Origin of the sequence: Flavihumibacter sp. ZG627, assembly GCF_000814325.1 — a bacterium.
GTDB lineage: Bacteria > Bacteroidota > Bacteroidia > Chitinophagales > Chitinophagaceae > Flavihumibacter.
In genome coordinates, this window is the sequence record NZ_JPHF01000011.1 from 101024 (window position 1) to 119002 (window position 17979).

Below are 17979 nucleotides of genomic sequence, written 5' to 3' on the forward strand. Positions count from 1 at the left end.
ACCCTTTTAAATGAATTTGACAGGTATTAATTTGTGTCAAATTCAAGGGCATGGAACTATATCAAAAATTCCAGGTAGTTCAATTCGTAGTAATTTTAGCAACTTGTTTAGTTGGGTTACGACTTTTAAGGGAAGGGAAATCCCCAGAAAAAACCTACATACTTCCTTTTTGTATAATTGATTTAGTTGTTACAGGGGTAATAGTGATAAATCATTTAATCGGCCGTTATCCAAATTATTTTCAAATTATAATTATTATTTTTTCATGGTGTGAAATCTTTTTTATATCCCAATATATTTCATCTGTAATTGGCAGAAAAAAATACACACTTAGAATTGTTGCAATTTGCTTCCTGTCACCTATCTGTTCATATATACTTCTACACGATTACACATTATTTCCAATGCTGATTACTGGAATATACTTATCATACAACTGCTACTTGTATTTAGAATTTTTAATTACTCACAAGAACAATGTCAATGTAAGTACAACACCACATTATTGGATAATATTGGGAACTATTGTCTGCTATACTGCATCAATACCTTATTGGATAAGTGAGATCTTATTCAAATTAAGCAATATCGAAGAACTCAATTACGAACTATCGCAGATTCTATTCACCATTTTTGTGATTTTAAATATCTGCTTGCATTTAATATTCATTAAAGCATTTATATGCAAATATCAACAACACAAATTATTACTTGGACAATTTCAGTCTCAGTAGTGAGTTTAATAATTCTACTACTTTTTGTATATCGCTTAATAATCCTACACATCAAAAACAAGTCTGAAATGACTGAGTTAATTGGAGATTTAATCATTGAAAAGGATAAACAAGTTTTAATATCCAAAATTAAAACTCAAGAAGACACTATGGATAAAATCTCTAAAGAAATTCATGATAACATTAACCAGGTATTAGCCTTATCAAAATTAAACTTAGATATTGCAATAATGGAAAATAATCAAATAAATAATAATCTTAAACTATCCCAAGATTTCTTAATTCGAGGCATAGTGGAATTAAACAATATTTCAAAAGGTTTAGGTGCAGATTTTATTAAGGAGACTGGTTTACTGCGAAGTATGGAGATTGAATGCGAGAGAATAAATTCAATGAATAGAACTCAAATTTACGTTTATACAGATGGTGATTTTGTAAGGCCTGGTGAGGAAGTCGAAATTGTTCTTTATAGGATTTTTCAAGAAGTAATAAAAAATGCAATGTTACACGGCAAGGCATCTGAGGTCGAAATTAAAATTAAATGCAGAGGCCATCTTATTGAATGTTCCTTTAAGGACAATGGAATTGGATTTGAATTAGATAATTATAATTCACCAAATAATCTACATTCCGGATTAAAAAACATAAAAAAAAGAATTTCTGCGTTAGATGGAGATTTGGAAATCAAATCAATTATAGGAACTGGTACAAACATTGTTGTTAAGGTGCCAACTAATATTTTATAATATTTTACTAATCAATAATCTTATTTCTCATTCCATACATAATTAATCCTGCAATAGTTTTGGCCCCTACCTTGGACTTCATATTCTGACGAATTGTTTCAATTGTCCTTGGGCTTAAAAATACTTCCTTTGATATCTCTTCTGTCGTTTTGTCTTCTGCCAAAAGTTTTAAAATCCGAACCTCTTTCTCTGAAAATTTTATGGGATTTGGATAAAATTGTCTGACTGCTTTTTTAGTTTGAAGCTTTGATAATACTGCTTTATTTACTAAGTCATTAAAATAGAAATCTTCATTCATACAAGCTAAAATTGCTTGATATATCTCTTCAGGATCGGTGGTTTTTGTCAAATATGCATTTGCACCTAGTTCCATCATCTTACTGATCATTTCCTGATCATCATACATCGTAAGAACAATGATTCTCACATCATCATACTCTTTACGTAATAAACCAATCGCATTTACACCATCCATTTCTGGCATCCTAATATCCATTAATAAGACATCAGGCTTTTTTAACTGCATCTTGTGCATAAGATCCTTCCCATCTTCTGCTTCCCATAATATTTTGAGATAATCTTTGTCTTTAAGGGCCATACGAATACCGTCCCTAAAAATCTTATGGTCATCTGCAATACTAATCTTGATACTTAACTCAGTACTCATAGGTATAGGCAGTTTTTTAGGATCTTCTTTTGGTTCATTTAACGCAAATAAGGACATTCTCGTATTTCCACGCGAAAATTTCACTTTTCCGGAAACAAATAAATAGCATCAATAAGAATGGACTGGGAAAATTACTATCGTAAAACTAACCGCTAAAATGGTATTAAAGAAGAAGTTAGAGCTACTAAAAACTTATTATTTATACCCAGAAACCATTATGAAAAAAATAATTCATGCTGAAATTCAATTTCATTGACCGTATTTTTACTATATTTATATAGTAGTTTTACTAAATTTTAGTTCGTATGTTTACGAAATAAATCTTCGTAAATGCACTAGGGCATTGAATTTTAGTCAATTTATAACAATTTCCTGATGATAAGCCCTATTGATACTGGTTTTTTTTTGCGGGTTATTCACATTCTGAAAACCAAACCCTTCTTACTAAAACTTACTATTATGACTCAAAATGAAATTTTGACCGCTAACCTGGCAGCTGTTGGAGAAGATATTGGCCAAGAGCTGGGCGCCAAAATGGTTAAGGATTTCCAGGATAACAATCCAAATGAAACAGAGTGGTTTTATGCTGGTCGTAACATTTTAGACAAAATTCTTTCTCAACCTGGTTGCGTAGGAATTCGAATGTACAATGCTATTGATGAAGATGGCAATAAAACCCTGGTATTTGTTGGTATTGATGCACAGGAAAATATTATTGTTGAATACACTACTATTTCTACGGAAGGTCAATTAACCAAAGAAAAGGGTATTGTAGCCGATCGAATTAATAGACCTGGTACCAAAGAAACTGGGATTACTCTTGATTGGTGGGCTTAATTAGTCATTTGTATTTTATTAACTCATTGGTATTGCTATATTTGGGATATCAATCCCATGAATAGTATTCTATTTTACGGAACATATTTAACAAGTTTTATACCCTTACTGGTATTTGTTATTTTCTTTAAAAGAAATAATAATCAACCAGTAAGGGTTATTGCATTATACCAGTTTTATTCAATTCTTAATGACATCCTTATAACTTTTGTAAAAAACAAGCAAAATTCAAACAGTCTTCATGTTGAATCTATTCTCTCATCATTATTTACAACTGTAGAATTCTTATTCTTTAGTGCCTTTTTCCTACTCATAATTAAAAATAAATCCAATAGAAAGGCTATCTATTTTGGAATATCAATCTTTCTGATAGTTTCTCTTATTGATTTCTTCTTTTTATTTAAGGGAACTCAAAATCAGAACATATTTAGCACAATTCCAATTAGTATCAGTGCTATTACGTTAATAATATTCAGTATTTTATATTTATTTGAGCAGATTCAAAATCCAGAAGTTTCATTCATTTACAGTAAATCTAATTTTTGGATTGTAGTAGGTATAATGCTCTATTTTGCTGGAACCTTCTTTTTATTCCTTCAATTTTCCGAGCTCTCTTCACAAGAACAATACAGCTACTGGATTATCAATTGGGTATGCATAATCTTAAAAAACATTCTATTCTCTATTGCATTTTATTTACCCAAAGAAAACCCTTACCATATTGAAAATGAAATAAAAACAGAATTTTCCTTATTCAAAGAACTTGACTAACTAACCCAAACCCTAGCCCATAAAATGTTTTTTTTACAGGTAAGTAACCAAAATGCCAATGTTTCGATAGTGCTGTTTTTTGGCACAATTGGAATGCTGGCACTGACGATCGGATTGATCGTCTTTATCATTTTCCACCAAAGGAAGGTGATCAGGTACCAGATGACCCTGCAAAAAATGGAGCATGAACAGCAGAAAATGCTCTTAAATGCATCTATACGGCTTCAGGAAGAAGAAAGACAAAGAATTGCCGCCGATTTACATGATGATGCGGGTCCACTCCTTGCAACTGCCAGACTCTATCTCAACGAAAATCTCGTTAATCTCGATAAAACAACCCAATTACAAAGTATTTATAATGCCAAACAGATCATTGACGACACTATTCAACTGATCAGGAACATTTCTCATAGCCTGATGCCACCTACCCTTAAAAACTTTGGACTTGAATCGGCTGTAAATGATCTATTTCAAAAAATAAGCGGATCCGGATCTATCAATGCAAGTTGTCGATTCCATGATTACCGGGAACGCCTCGCAACAGATAACGAGCTTATAGTATTCAGGGTTATACAGGAACTTATAAATAACATTCTCAAGCATAGTAATGCCAGTTTCATTCATTTAACTCAGAACATGAATGGAAACAAATTCTATATCCGAATGCATCATGATGGAAAAGGAATAACCCAGGCTGATTTCGAACGTATGAATTATAGTTCTGCCGGACTTGGACTTAAAAACATTCAAAGCAGGTTAAAAGTATTACAGGGACGGATATTCTTTGAAAAGGATCCATCCCAAACCTATTACAAAGTAACTATTGAACTTAACAAGGAGGATAATTCCTTGCAGCCTTAGCGGGGAATCTGTACTTTTAGGAGCCGAACTGCACGATACCTATGAGAGTAATCAAAGTAGCCATTGCTGATGACCACAAAATCTTCCGGAAAGGTGTTATACTCTCACTCCGCACTTTTACCAATATAAAATTCGTTCAGGAAGCAGAAAATGGCCAGGAACTTATTGAAGGACTTACAAAATCAGAACCCGATGTGATCCTAATGGATCTGCGTATGCCTCAAAAAGATGGTATTGAAAGCACAAAATATATTGCTAAACAATTCCCCCACATCCATATTGTAGTTCTAACCATGTTCGAAGATGAACGTTTCGTAAGCCACCTTATGGAAATTGGAGCAAATGGTTACTTGCTCAAAAGTGCTGATCCGTCAGAAATCAGGAGAGCTATCATGGAAGTTGCAGAAAAAGGGTATTATTTAAACAACTTCGTAAACCGCATACTGCTTAAAAAATCGCATTCCAAACAAAAGGTAGTTCCATCGCTTAGTAGTGAAATTACCCTGACAGAAAGGGAGAGAGATGTAATAAAATATATCTGCATGGAGTTTACTGCACAGGAAATTGCTCAGAAAATGGAAGTTAGTCCTCGTACAGTAGAAGCAATCAAAGACCGTTTAATGGAAAAATTCGGGACAAAAAATACTGCGGGACTAGTCTTCTATGCGGTAAAGAACAACCTGATCGATTAGAGTGCCATTTCAAGCACGTTCTCATCTATGATGAGCCTTCCTGCCGTCTTAGCTTTTATCTCTTCAACAGTTACGCCTGGAGCCCTTTCTATTAATTTAAAGCCATCTGGAGTAATGTCAAGCACTCCAAGCTCAGTTACTACTTTTTTTACACAACCCACTCCTGTTAAAGGAAGAGAACATGAGGGCAGCAGCTTCGATTCCCCTTTTGGATTAGTATGCATCATAGCAACAATAATATTTCTTGCGCTGGCCACCAGATCCATTGCGCCTCCCATACCTTTCACCATCTTTCCCGGGATCTTCCAATTGGCAATATCACCTGAATCACTCACTTCCATTGCACCCAATACCGTCAAATCAACCTTGCCGGCCCGAATCATTCCAAAGCTTTCTGCGCTATCAAAAAAGGCTCCACCTGGTAAAATAGTAACCGTTTCCTTCCCAGCGTTAATAAGATCAGCATCTATTTCCTCCTCTTTTGGATATGGCCCCATACCCAGCATACCATTCTCGCTTTGCAACATAATATGCATTCCTTCGGGTATATAATTAGCTACCAGGGTTGGAATACCGATTCCCAGATTTACATACATCCCATCCCTCAATTCTTGTGCAATCCGCCGGGCAATTCCAAATTTATCCAAGGCCATAATTTAATTATTTAGTATATGCTGAAAATAAGGAGTCTTCTTTTTATGCTCGAGGGTTGATTGAAAGAATTCCCCTAATAATGGATTGATATCCTCAAGTGATTTAAAGTTTCTTTCCACTGTTTCTATAGCTTTGATCACACCCGCAGCATCATAACCATAATAAGATAATGCGTTTTCCTCCTGGTGCTTTCTATCCTCGTTAAAATCCATAATATCATCCAGAAGCAGAAAGGATGGAACTAACAAGTACCAATACCCTATAACTTTTTTAATCAGATCCGTTGGAGCCTGATTAACACATAGCAAATAAAGTAAAGCATCTCCCCTGTTCAATGCGCTGTTTTCCAGACCCAGATTGCCGGTTGCTTTCAGAGGTTCCACCTTAAAATATTCCCTGAGGTCATTCATTAGCCACGTATGCTTAGCCAAAGGCTCAATCATAGTCTGTATTGCCGCGATCTGATCCGTAAAACTTATTTCTCCGAATTCAAACTTTGCTGCATAATCCAGAATTTTTTCCATAATACTCACATAGGAGGGGTCAAGAATATCCTCCTTAGCCATGCCAGCTCTGAACTGGAGATCGAAAAAAAGAGGAATGAAAAGGTAGCCGGTTCCTCTTGCTATATAGAGATATCTTCCTTTCCAGTAACGATTATCTTTTGGCACATTGCGATCAACAAAAAAAGCTGCAATTTCCGGATCAACCCCCATTCCTCCAATCAGTTGTTGTTTACTAGTAAACATATTTCAAGGATATTATTATTCAGGTCTGCTTAATTGCACTGTCTTTTTCTCAATACGCTTTTCATATCCGGAAGCCTGGAAAATACGATGTACATAAATTCCTGGTACATGAATCATATCCGGATCCAATTCACCCGGCTCCACTAATTCTTCCACTTCCGCAATTGTTATTCTCCCCGCCTTAGCCATGGAAGTTGAAAAATTCCTGGTAGTCTTTCTAAAAAGAAGATTTCCAAAACGATCGCCTTTCCATGCTTTGACAATTGCAAAATCAGCATACAATGCTTCTTCCATAAGGTAATGCTTACCATTGAAAACCCTTATCTCTTTCCCTTCAGCAATTTCAGTTCCATAACCTGCCGGTGTAAAGAATGCAGGAATACCCATACCCGCCATTTGAATGCGGGTGGCCAAAGTGCCTTGTGGAATAAGATCAACCTCTAATTCGCCATTTAATAACTGCCGTTCAAATTCAGCGTTTTCACCCACATAAGAACTCATCATCTTCCTTATCTGCCGGGTCTTTAATAATAATCCCAGACCAAAGTCATCTACCCCTGCATTATTTGAAATACATGTCAAACCGTTTATACCCTTTTTTACCAGAGCATTAATACAGGATTCAGGTATACCACAAAGGCCGAATCCTCCCAACATAATAGTAGCATTATCCTGAATATCAGCAATTGCCTCATTAGCAGAAAAAAATACTTTATTCATAAGATTTAATTCAATTCAATAGCCCTGGCCGCAGAATCAGGAAGAGATTTTGATGGATTCATTATCTGAAGGCGCCGCCTGGTGGCAAGTGCCTCCACAGAATCAAAAACAACTTTTAACTCACCGGGATGACCAAGATAATATTTATAACTATCTGAGAATGTTTTGAAATCTATTTTATGAAGCCGGAAAACCTGGTCATACTTTTCTGACCTGTTTACACTCAAATCGTAAGTTGTATCCTTCCCTTTCATCTGCATTGTGAATTCATCCGTCAGCATAAGATCATACACTATTGGCACGATCTGTTTATTTGATAAAACGATCTGCTCTTCTCTTTTTTCCTTGCAGGCGTTCAAAAAGAAAATGGTCAGGATAACTAAAACACAAGCATTCCTCATTTCAATTCCTGTTTGTAGGTATTGGCATTGGTAATATCAAGTCTCGATAATATATCAAGGGCTGCCGATTTTTCATCCGGGGGAGATTTACGAAACATCTTTGCTAATTCGGTTGTTCTTCCCTGAAAGAAAAAAGGAATGATCATTGAATTTGGAATATCACTATTTAAAGTATTCAATTGCTGTAAAGAAGTCAATACTGCTTTCCTGGCTTCAAATTCCTTTTCATAAAATTGATCCAGACCCAACCGAAAATATCCATAAATGGCATCATGCACCATTGTATATCTATTTCCTGTTAGATTTTCCATTAACCAATACCTGTTTCTTTGTCCATCAAAAGCCTTCCACCCAATTATATCCCGACTATCAGGTGCGTTATTAACTATATTCTGGGCTTTAATAAAGTACTGATCTCCTCCTCTTAAGGCAAACGAATCTCCATCCATCCCCAAAATTATATTTGCATAGAAAGCGAGTACTGCTGTAAGATTGGAAACCAGCGGGTCATTACCGCTTACTCTGTTCTCATTGAATTCAAGTTGTTGAAACTCCACATACCTGAACAATAGATTTTCGTCAATGAAATTAACCAGGGGAGAAACGTAAGCAGCATTATATACTGGTCGCGCAGCCTGTATAGTAAGTGTAGCCTGAAATACATTCCCATCCTTTGCATCCAGGATATTAATAAGAAAATTACAAGCGATCTTTTCGTTTTGCTGATAGGTATCCCGTGACCATTTTCTATTATTAAGAAAATTATTCAGGGCATTTTGTAAGGTTGTAAATATTTTTCTATCCACCTGGCTGCCTACCTGGTTGGCCATTACCACCACTTTTGCCTGTAACTCCTGGGCCTTTACAGACATCAGCGAGAAGACACAAACAATCATTATAATTAGTTTCTTAGATCCCATTTTTCTCTATTATAAGATCAACAATATCACTAGCTACTTCCGCTTTCGATTTTTGAGGGAAGGCCCATTCTCCCCCTTCTTTGTCAAAAATTGTCACCTTATTGGTATCATAACCAAAACCCGCACCGGCATCATTCAGGGAGTTCAGAACAATCATATCTGCGTTTTTGGATTTGAGCTTTCCCAGTGCGTATTGTTTTTCATTATTTGTTTCTAATGCAAAACCTACAAGGTACTGTCCATCCCTTTTTTGCTTTCCAAGCTCTTTCAGGATATCCCGTGTTTTCTTTAGCTGTATGGTCATCTCCCCATTTTCCTTTTTAATCTTTTCAACTGCAGTTTCAACAGGCGTGTAATCTGCAACCGCTGCGGCCATAATTGCGATATCGGAACCAGAAAACAAACCCATGCATGCCTGGTACATTTCTTCTGCTGTCTTTACTTTTGTGACATCTATTCCACCTAATTCCGGAATTTCAACGCCGGGCCCCATAACTAAGTTTACATCTGCTCCACGTGATGCCAACTCTGATGCCAGTGCAATCCCCATTTTACCTGAAGAATGGTTGCCAATAAACCTTACCGGATCAATAGGCTCGAAAGTGGGACCTGCAGATACAAGTACCTTTTTCCCCCATAAAGAATTTCTTTCCATTTTACGCAGATGGGAAGCCTGATCAAAATACTTGTTAATACGTGCCAATATCTCTTCCGGCTCCGCCATTCTTCCCATCCCAAAGAGTCCACTGGCCAATTCGCCTTTTTCAGCAGGAATGATTTTATTCCCATAATCTTGCAAAAGGGAGAGATTTCGCTTTGTAGTTGGGTGATTCCACATATCATCATCCATAGCTGGAGCAACCCAAACCGGACATGTAGCTGAAAGATATACGGCTAAAAGTAGGTTATCACATAAGCCACCTGCCATTTTTGCAAGGGTATTACAACTTAACGGAGCAATAAGCATCAGATCAGCCCATCTCCCCAACATAACATGATTTACCCAGGCATTCTCATCAAACATTTCAATGCCAACAGGATTTTTGGAAAGTGTTGATAAGGTGAGCGGTGTAATAAAATCGCGGGCAGCAGGAGTCATCAATACCTTCACTTCTGCACCACTCCTAATAAGTAGGCGTAAAAGGGTTATGGATTTGTAAGCAGCAATACTGCCTGAAATGCCCAGCAGAATTTTCTTTCCGTGCAACATGAATTAAAATTAGCGTTTTTCCCTCAGGAGCTAAAAAAAGAAGGTGCCTGACATATAAATATCAGGCACCATGGAAATCTTATTGGGTATGTTAATGGGATCAGCTGAATAGTTTATCCTCATTTTTCCTATAATAAATTTTTTCCTCCATGAACTCCTGTGTAGCGAGGAGTGCAGGGTTAGGCATACGTTCATAAGCCCTTGATATCTCAATCTGTTCCTTATTTTCATGGATCTCTTCGAGACTATCAGTATGTGTTGCGAACTCTTCAAGTTTATTGTGAAGTTCTTCTTTTAATGCAATGTTTATCTGATTTGCCCGCTTAGCAATAACAGCAATTGACTCATACAGGTTACCAGTTTTGCCCTTGATTTCTAACAGGTTCTTTGCCTCGGCTACATTACTGGTGTTGGAACTAAGCTGACGTCTTAACTTGCTCATTTTTGATTGCTTTAATATTGTTTTGCGATAAATTTAGGTAATTTTCTACATCCTTACGGAGTTCACTTTCCGGGAACCGATCGTTGAACTCGTTGCATTCTTCTACAACCTTTTCAAAGCGTTCGGCTTTTTTCTCATCAATACTCAATGTGGCATACTCAAAATATGAGCGTATTACATTTAGTTTATATGAATCACTTTTGTCTGAATCAGGATAATTGTCCATTAGATTGGCAAAGGCAATTGCTGCAGCCTTAAACTGGCCAAGGTTGTAATATAATTCAGCACTTTTCAATTCCTTGGTTTCAAGCTTAACCCTTAGCTTATCAATAATTTCACTTGCTTCCTTATTTTTTTCAGAACCCGGGTGAGTGTTAATGAAGGCCTGCATAAGCCCAATGGCTTTTTGAGAATTAGTTTGATCCAGCTCAACTTTAGGGGATTGCCTATAATAAGTATAAGCCCGCATATATTCCATTTCCTCAGCACGCTTACTGGTCGGAAATACTTCGGTAAAACCTTTAAAGAGATTCTCGGCATTAAGGTAATCCCTCATATAATAAGCGCAATAGGCAAACTTGTAATACACATCTTCAAACTTCTCATTGCCTTTTAATAAGGGAAAAAGCTCCTCGTAAAGCTGCTGGGCAAGATGATATTTTTTCTTAGCATAATACTGATCGGCCATCCGTAGTTTATAATCATAGTCGGTGCTTTTTTGCACTTTTGCAAATTTGGAACAACCTAATCCGGAAAGGGCAATAACTAATACTAATAGGAATACTCTCATAAAGGGCCTGCAAAGTTAACTGATTTTCCAAATATAAAAAAACCCCGCCGAAGCGGGGCTTAATTATCTCAAAATTAACCTTTTATCCTTTCCTTCTCAGGTTCGGGTGAGGTGCAGGTACCGCATTTGGTCCTTCTTCAGTGGTACCATCTCGCAGATCTACAGTATTCGCATCTCCACCACCTTCGCCATATTTGAAGATGAAACGGTCAGCACTAATACCTTCTTTCTCTACGAAATAGTTAATCACAGCATTTACACGATCCCAGCTTAGCTGCTGTGCAGACTTGCTTGACTCACCATATCCGATTACCGCAATCTTACAATTTGGGTTGTTCCTGATCTTCTCAGCAACACTTGCAAGTACAGCTTTAGCGTCATTATTCAATGTAACGGTACGTCCTGTGAAACTAATGCTTGGAAGATCACCTATGTTACAAGCTGATTTCGGTGCAAAACCACCTTCACGCAGCTCTTTACAACAAGCAGGCTCCGGACATTTACCAATGCCATCAGCATCAACAGGCTGACATTGTGTTGGTGTAATGAGTTCCTTATCTTTAAAGTCAGGCACACCATCGCCATCTGTATCCTTACTTACACCATGACTGTCAACAGGCGCTCCTTGTGGAGTATTTGGCTCAAGATCAAACTGGTCAGTTACACCATCCCCATCAGCATCGTCAAGAATTGGCTTTGGAAGCTTCATGTGCTTTGGAGCATTGAGTTCCTGGTAAGCATAATCGAGAGGATTCAACCAATATAAAGGCTCAGTACGCTTGCTACCCAGATTCATATTGATACCGAGGGAAAGCATATTATAAGTATCGTAATCCCGGGTTAAAACTGCATCACCTGCGGCTGATTCCTGCCAACGCTGACCATCGAGAAGATCATCCTTGGTCATAGTGATTTTTTCCTCCAATGCAATGTTGAAACGCTCATTCAGTTTGTAAGCAATTCCGAAACCCACATTATAAACAGGACGGAAAGTTTTACCACCGATTTTTGCACGGGCATCATCATATCCCTCTGCATCTGTTTCGTAACTATCATCCATCATGTCACGCAGTGCTTTCTTTGTATCCTTACGATTTTTGTAAACACCTCCATCAATACCGCTAAAGTCATATTTGGAATCTCCATTAAGAGCGTTCACCTTAGTATCGTAGATCATTCCACCAAAACCTGCAATAGCATAAAGGTTCAGGTTAGATTTTGCCTTATGAAAGCGAATGTTTGTTAAGGTAAAGATACCCTGGAGTGTCAGATCCTGAATATTCGTTTTGTAGTTATAATAGATCTGCTCACCTCCCGTGAGTTGCCCGTCAGAGCCCCTCCGCCGGGGAAGATATCCATTGTCTGTCCAAGCATTGTTTTTCTGGTAGTTGGTAGCAGAAGACCAGTGAAGCCCCTTCCCAATTCCATAATTATACTCCAACCTCATAGAAAGAACATACCCAAGTGCTTTCCTGACATGAGCGCCAAAGCCAAGTTGTGGCCAAACTGCAGGTACATCTCCACTAACACCGAAAGCTCCTACCTTCAAACCTACTTCCCACTGGTTACGTGGTTTTGCAGGGAAAGGATAGGTGTTGTTCATGAACTCATTGTGCTGGGGTAAACTTTTACGGGGGATAAGAGAAGAGTCTTGCACATCATAACTCGTTCCAATCTGGGCAAACGAGCTAGACGCAAACATGCACAATAATCCAAGAAGTGCAGTGTATTTTTTGCTTGACATAATCGAATTTTATAAGTAATGGTTAAAGAATTGACAGGATACGTTATTCCAAAATAAGCACAAAAATATCAATTGGCACGTAAATACCAAATATTTTCAATATCTAAAATTGATTTAACCTCAACAGAATCAATAATTAGACCATCCTAAACTTAGGTTTGCTGCTTGGAAATGAAAGGCATTGTAGTAATTTGGCCGGGTTATACCCAAGCATGAAATTATCACAATCAGTAATAAACGCAGAACTGGAACTGTTCGAAAGCCGATTTAAGGACGCTGTCAAGAGTAAGGTCCCAATGCTGGACCGGATTACAAGCTTTATTGTAAAGCGGAAAGGAAAACAACTCAGGCCAATGTTCGTATTACTCACGGCCAAGCTCTGCGGCGGCATTACTGAAACAACTTACCGTGCAGCTTCCCTGGTTGAACTGCTCCATACTGCCACACTCGTACATGATGATGTGGTTGATGAATCTATGGAGCGCCGGGGCTTTTTCTCTACATATGCTCTGTGGAAAGCTAAAGTTTCTGTTCTCATAGGGGATTATCTGTTGGCTAAGGGACTTTTGCTTTCCCTTGATAATAATGATTTCAGGGTATTGCAACTTCTATCAGAAGCAGTAAGGAGAATGAGCGAAGGTGAATTACTGCAAATAGAAAAGTCCCGCACCTTAAATCTTGAGGAACCGGTTTACTTTGAGATAATAAGTAATAAAACTGCTTCGCTGCTTGCTTCTGCCTGTGCGGCTGGAGCATTTTCAGCAAAAGGAGATGAGTCACATGCAGAAACAATGCGAAATTTTGGCGAGAAAGTGGGCATTGCCTTTCAAATAAAGGATGATCTTTTCGATTATGGAACTGCGGATGTAGGCAAACCGACCGGAAACGATATAAAGGAAAAGAAACTTACCTTACCTTTAATTTATACACTCAACCAGGTTGATAAAAACACCCGCCGTAGAATAATAAATGTCATTAAAAATGACAACAAAAACCCCAAAAAAGTTCGTGAAATCATAGGAATGGTGACTGACGCCGGCGGAATCAGGTACGCCACTGAAAAAATGAATACTTACCGGGATGAAGCAATGGCCTTATTGTACCAATTCCCGGAAAACGAAACCAGGAACGCATTAGAGGAACTTGTACGGTTCACTACCGACCGAAAATTCTAAAACACGGGCATGGAGAAGAGATGGAAATTGTTGGAAGCGAATCCAACCCTCATTAACGACCTTCAGGATAAACTAGGGATACACAGCACTATTTGCAAATTATTGGTGCAAAGGGGAATTATTGATTTCAACTCGGCAAAAGAGTTTTTCAGGCCTGAGCTTTCTCACATGCATGACCCGTTTTTAATGAAGGATATGCAAAAGGCAGTGGATAGGATCATTGCTGCCATGCAAAACAGGGAACGTATCATGGTTTACGGAGATTATGATGTTGATGGCACAACAGCAGTTGCTTCTGTATTTCAGTTTCTTCAGCAGGTATACGAATCAGACCGGGTCGATTACTATATCCCACATCGTTATAAAGAAGGTTATGGCGTCTCAAAAAAAGGAATTGATCATGCTCATGATAGTGGCACATCACTGATCATTTCACTTGATTGCGGAATCAAATCAACTGACCTTATCAAGTATGCATTGGACCAGGGCATCGAATTTATTATTTGTGACCATCACATGCCCGACCCCATACTACCCCCCGCAATAGCAATACTGAACCCCAAACAGATTGATTGCCCTTATCCTTATAAAGAACTTTGTGGTGCTGGTGTGGGATTAAAATTAATCAGCGCCCTCTGCAAGCAACTAAGTATGAGTGATGAATATTACCTTCGTTACCTCGACCTGGTAGTTACAGCCATTGCTGCAGACATAGTTCCGATAACAGGAGAGAATAGAGTTTTGGCCCATTTCGGTCTTAAACGTGTAAATGAAAATCCTTCCCCGGGAATTAAGGCACTCATTGATCTTGCCAAACTGGGTGATCAAAACTTACAGATTAATAATTTAATTTTTGTAATAGCCCCCAGGGTAAATGCAGCCGGTCGGATGGATGATGCCAAGCTAGCAGTACAACTCTTTATTGAAAAAGACCAGGCAAAAGCAACTGCTTTTGCCAACATGCTTCATTCGCATAATGACGACCGTAAGGAAGCGGATCTGTCCATTACTGTTGAAGCACTGGAAATGATTGAAAAGGATATCCGCAGATCAGAAAGAAAATCCACCTTTGTTTTCCAGCCTCACTGGCACAAAGGCGTGGTTGGTATAGTTGCGTCACGTCTTATCGATCGCTATTACCGTCCTACAGTTGTACTAACACAAAGTGGCGACGTTGTTGCAGGGAGTGCCAGAAGTGTTGCAGGATTTAACCTATATGAAGCAATACATGCATGCCGTGATCACCTGATTGGATATGGTGGTCACTTTGCAGCTGCCGGTATGACACTGCATCCTGAACAGGTCAGTGCTTTTTGTGAGAAATTCGAAGAAGTGGTAGCAGCATCAATAAGTATGGAACAGCTTGTGCCCGAAATGATAATTGATGCGGAAGTGAAATTTTCAGATTTAAAGCCCTCATTCTACAATATTATTCGCCAAATGGAGCCCTTTGGTCCGGATAATTCCAAACCATTATGGCTGGCAAAAAATGTGAAGGATAACGGATGGTCTAAAATAGTTAAAGATCAACATATAAAATTCAGTGTCAGTCAGGGCAATATTATCTTTAATGGAATAGGATTTGGCATGGCCCCTAAATTTTCCCTCCTTGCCGGCGGCGATTATGTAGACATAGTTTTTGCCCTCGAAGAAAATGAATGGAATGGGAACAAACATTTACAATTGAGGGTCTACGATATGAGAAAGGCAGAAAATCAATGAAGCCACCCTAAGGGTAGCTTCATCAATAAATATCAACTTAACAATATCAGTTTATACTTCAGTACCGGCAACTTCTTTCTTAGCCATCAAATCAACGCTTCTTTCAATAAAAGTTGTCAACGCCGCACCTTTTAATAATCCTTGTGATAATAATGCAAGATCTGCAAGATTACGGACCAATTTTTCCTGTGTACCGGAATCATTCTGTGTTAGTATCTGTTGATAAATAGAATGATTACCATTTATAGTAAGCGTCACTTCATCCGGCATATTTGCATAAAAACTGCCCATGGGACCACTGACTGCTGCCATATCTTTCATACGTCGCATAAATTCAGGTCTGGTTGCCACAACTGGTGGCGCTTCAGGACTCAGGCCTTTTACCTCAACAGTAAGATGTAATCCTGCAGGTTGCTGTTCAAACAATTTGCGCAACTGTTCTTCCTGCTCCTTATTCAAAACAGAATCACTGCTCTCCTGCTTATCAATCAGATTGTCAGCAATATCTGCATCAACTCTAACAAAATGGACATCACTCCATTTCATTTCCATCTGATTGATGAAAGCTGCATCCACAATTGTTTCCAGTTTAACTACCTTATACCCCTTGTTGGTTGCTCCTTTAATGAAAGCATCTTGTTGAATATTATCTGTTGCATAAAGTATGACTTGCTTCCCTTCCTTATTTTTCTGCAATGCTGAAGTTGAAGCCTTGTACTCTTCCAATGTATAAAAATGATTGTCGGTAGCATCCTGCATCACATGGAATTTTTCCGCTTTCTCCAGGAATTTATCATCCGTCATCATTCCATATTTCACAAACAAGCCCAGACTTTCCCATTTCTCCTCAAATTCCTTTCGATCCTTATTAAAGATTTCCTCAAGCTTATCAGCAACCTTCTTGGTTATATGGTTATTAATCTTCCTCACATTGGGGTCGCCCTGTAAATAACTTCTGCTTACATTCAGTGGAATATCCGGACTATCAATTACGCCTTGCAGCAACATCAAAAACTCCGGAACAATGTCTTTTACTTCATCAGTTACAAATACCTGGTTACTATATAGCTGAATTTTATCTTTCTGGATTTCGAAACTCTGTTTGATACGGGGAAAATAAAGAATACCGGTTAGATTAAATGGATAATCAACATTGAGATGGATCCAAAACAGAGGAGCTTCGTTGTAGGGATATAGCTCTTTATAAAAATTCTGGTAGTCTTCTGTTGATAGTTCGGAGGGTTTGCGGGTCCAGGCCGGAGTAGGATTATTGATCTGCTCACCTTCAAAGAAAATTGGTACGGGAAGGAAGCGGCAGAATCGGTTCAGCACGCTCTTAATCCTTTCTGCTTCAAGAAATTCTTTGCTCTCCTCATTTATAAAAAGCACAATATCGGTTCCCCGCTCATTTTTCGTTGTCTCTTCCAACTGGTATTCAGGACTTCCATCACATTCCCATTTTACAGCTGGCGAATCCTTAAAACTTTTTGTTATAATCTCCACTTTGTCGCTCACCATAAAAGACGAATAAAAGCCCAGTCCAAAATGGCCGATAATGTTATTCTCGTTCTGCCCTTTGTATTTATTAAGAAATTCCTCGGCTCCCGAAAAAGCAACCTGGTTGATGTATTTGTCAACTTCCTCCGAAGTCATGCCGACTCCCTTATCTGAGATCGTCAAAGTTTTGGCAGTCGCGTCAAGGGTAACTGAAATTGAAAGGTCACCTATCTCCCCTTTTGCTTCTCCTATAGAAGAAAGCGTCTTTAATTTCTGGGTGGCATCTACTGCATTACTTATAAGCTCCCTCAGGAATATATCATGTTCACTGTAAAGAAATTTTTTAATAATGGGGAAAATATTCTCCGTTTGTACTCTGATACTACCTTTTTGCATATAGTCGATTTTACCTGTTAATGGTATAACCCGGGCATCAAATGAAGTGCCATAGGCCTGCAACCATCAAAAAACAGCAATTTTGTCAGAATCCTTTGATATTTAGCTGACATTAAGTGGAAGCTCGTTAGATTCGGCATAGTATTTTCAATTCATAAGCTTCAGATAATCAATTGAAAGTAGTAAAACTTTATCCAGGACGCCTGCCCCGATGGGTTAAATGGGTGTTGTGGAGCTTGTTGGCTTTATTC

Annotated in this window: 18 protein-coding genes; 7 read left to right on the forward strand and 11 right to left on the reverse strand. The window is 38.2% G+C overall.

Translation table 11 applies throughout. The annotated features are described in order from the left end of the window. Window positions 1-802: 802 nt before the first annotated feature. On the forward strand, window positions 803-1480 hold the full coding sequence (locus tag HY58_RS16865; RefSeq protein ID WP_172644675.1) for a sensor histidine kinase: 678 nt from the start codon (window positions 803-805) through the stop codon (window positions 1478-1480). 7 nt (window positions 1481-1487) lie between these two features. Here HY58_RS16865 and HY58_RS16870 read toward each other — a convergent pair whose 3' ends face one another. Further along, window positions 1488-2204 (reverse strand): response regulator transcription factor, encoded by a 717-nt coding sequence (locus HY58_RS16870; protein WP_253271603.1) that lies wholly within the window; start codon window positions 2202-2204, stop codon window positions 1488-1490. A gap of 318 nt (window positions 2205-2522) precedes the next feature. On the opposite strand from HY58_RS16870, the gene HY58_RS19060 reads away from it, so the two are divergent. Genes HY58_RS19060 through HY58_RS16890 form a run of 4 tightly spaced genes read left to right on the forward strand, consistent with a single transcriptional unit; the run spans window position 2523 to window position 5308 of the window. Beyond that, window positions 2523-2984: a hypothetical protein gene (locus HY58_RS19060; RefSeq protein WP_052324240.1), complete on the forward strand. Its 462-nt coding sequence runs from the start codon at window positions 2523-2525 to the stop codon at window positions 2982-2984. 57 nt (window positions 2985-3041) lie between these two features. Further along, a complete protein-coding gene (locus tag HY58_RS16880; RefSeq protein WP_039134767.1) occupies window positions 3042-3755 on the forward strand; it encodes a hypothetical protein in 714 nt (237 codons plus the stop codon). 24 nt (window positions 3756-3779) lie between these two features. Beyond that, a complete protein-coding gene (locus HY58_RS16885; RefSeq protein WP_039134770.1) occupies window positions 3780-4616 on the forward strand; it encodes a sensor histidine kinase in 837 nt (278 codons plus the stop codon). 41 nt (window positions 4617-4657) lie between these two features. Further along, window positions 4658-5308: a response regulator transcription factor gene (locus HY58_RS16890; protein ID WP_039134773.1), complete on the forward strand. Its 651-nt coding sequence runs from the start codon at window positions 4658-4660 to the stop codon at window positions 5306-5308. Here the strand turns inward: HY58_RS16890 and HY58_RS16895 are convergent. From HY58_RS16895 to HY58_RS16935, 9 genes are all read right to left on the reverse strand, one after another. Beyond that, entirely contained in the window at window positions 5305-5961 is a 657-nt protein-coding gene (locus HY58_RS16895; RefSeq protein ID WP_039134775.1) for a CoA transferase subunit B, read from the reverse strand. The two genes, HY58_RS16890 and HY58_RS16895, sit on opposite strands and share 4 nt — an antisense overlap. Window positions 5962-5964: 3 nt before the next feature. Further along, window positions 5965-6711: a hypothetical protein gene (locus tag HY58_RS16900; protein WP_039134778.1), complete on the reverse strand. Its 747-nt coding sequence runs from the start codon at window positions 6709-6711 to the stop codon at window positions 5965-5967. 15 nt (window positions 6712-6726) lie between these two features. Then, window positions 6727-7431 carry a CoA transferase subunit A gene (locus HY58_RS16905; RefSeq protein ID WP_039134781.1) on the reverse strand — a complete coding sequence of 235 codons (705 nt, stop codon included), beginning with the start codon at window positions 7429-7431 and terminating at the stop codon, window positions 6727-6729. A 5-nt stretch (window positions 7432-7436) separates the two neighbouring features. Further along, window positions 7437-7832 carry a DUF4296 domain-containing protein gene (locus HY58_RS16910; RefSeq protein WP_039134783.1) on the reverse strand — a complete coding sequence of 132 codons (396 nt, stop codon included), beginning with the start codon at window positions 7830-7832 and terminating at the stop codon, window positions 7437-7439. Further along, the gene (locus HY58_RS16915) at window positions 7829-8728 is read right to left on the reverse strand and encodes a DUF4835 family protein (protein WP_253271604.1); all 900 of its coding nucleotides are present in this window, start codon (window positions 8726-8728) and stop codon (window positions 7829-7831) included. Before HY58_RS16915 ends, HY58_RS16910 begins: the two co-directional genes overlap by 4 nt. A 13-nt stretch (window positions 8729-8741) precedes the next feature. After that, window positions 8742-9962 carry a bifunctional phosphopantothenoylcysteine decarboxylase/phosphopantothenate--cysteine ligase CoaBC gene (coaBC, locus tag HY58_RS16920; protein WP_039134789.1) on the reverse strand — a complete coding sequence of 407 codons (1221 nt, stop codon included), beginning with the start codon at window positions 9960-9962 and terminating at the stop codon, window positions 8742-8744. Between the two features lie 100 nt (window positions 9963-10062). Further along, a complete protein-coding gene (locus HY58_RS16925) occupies window positions 10063-10404 on the reverse strand; it encodes a DNA-directed RNA polymerase subunit omega (RefSeq protein WP_039134792.1) in 342 nt (113 codons plus the stop codon). Then, the gene (locus HY58_RS16930) at window positions 10379-11194 is read right to left on the reverse strand and encodes an outer membrane protein assembly factor BamD (RefSeq protein ID WP_039134795.1); all 816 of its coding nucleotides are present in this window, start codon (window positions 11192-11194) and stop codon (window positions 10379-10381) included. Before HY58_RS16930 ends, HY58_RS16925 begins: the two co-directional genes overlap by 26 nt. An 82-nt stretch (window positions 11195-11276) precedes the next feature. Next, a complete protein-coding gene (locus tag HY58_RS16935) occupies window positions 11277-12938 on the reverse strand; it encodes an OmpA family protein (protein ID WP_039134797.1) in 1662 nt (553 codons plus the stop codon). A gap of 212 nt (window positions 12939-13150) precedes the next feature. Here HY58_RS16935 and HY58_RS16940 point away from each other — a divergent pair, with 212 nt between their 5' ends. Together HY58_RS16940 and recJ are read left to right on the forward strand one after the other, a co-directional pair. After that, window positions 13151-14113, forward strand: a complete 963-nt coding sequence (locus HY58_RS16940; RefSeq protein WP_039134799.1) for a polyprenyl synthetase family protein — start codon at window positions 13151-13153, stop codon at window positions 14111-14113. 9 nt (window positions 14114-14122) lie between these two features. After that, entirely contained in the window at window positions 14123-15835 is a 1713-nt protein-coding gene (gene recJ / locus HY58_RS16945; protein ID WP_039134802.1) for a single-stranded-DNA-specific exonuclease RecJ, read from the forward strand. A 51-nt stretch (window positions 15836-15886) separates the two neighbouring features. Here the strand turns inward: recJ and htpG are convergent, their stop codons facing one another. Next, on the reverse strand, window positions 15887-17728 hold the full coding sequence (htpG, locus tag HY58_RS16950) for a molecular chaperone HtpG (RefSeq protein ID WP_039134864.1): 1842 nt from the start codon (window positions 17726-17728) through the stop codon (window positions 15887-15889). Between the last annotated feature and the right edge of the window lie 251 nt (window positions 17729-17979).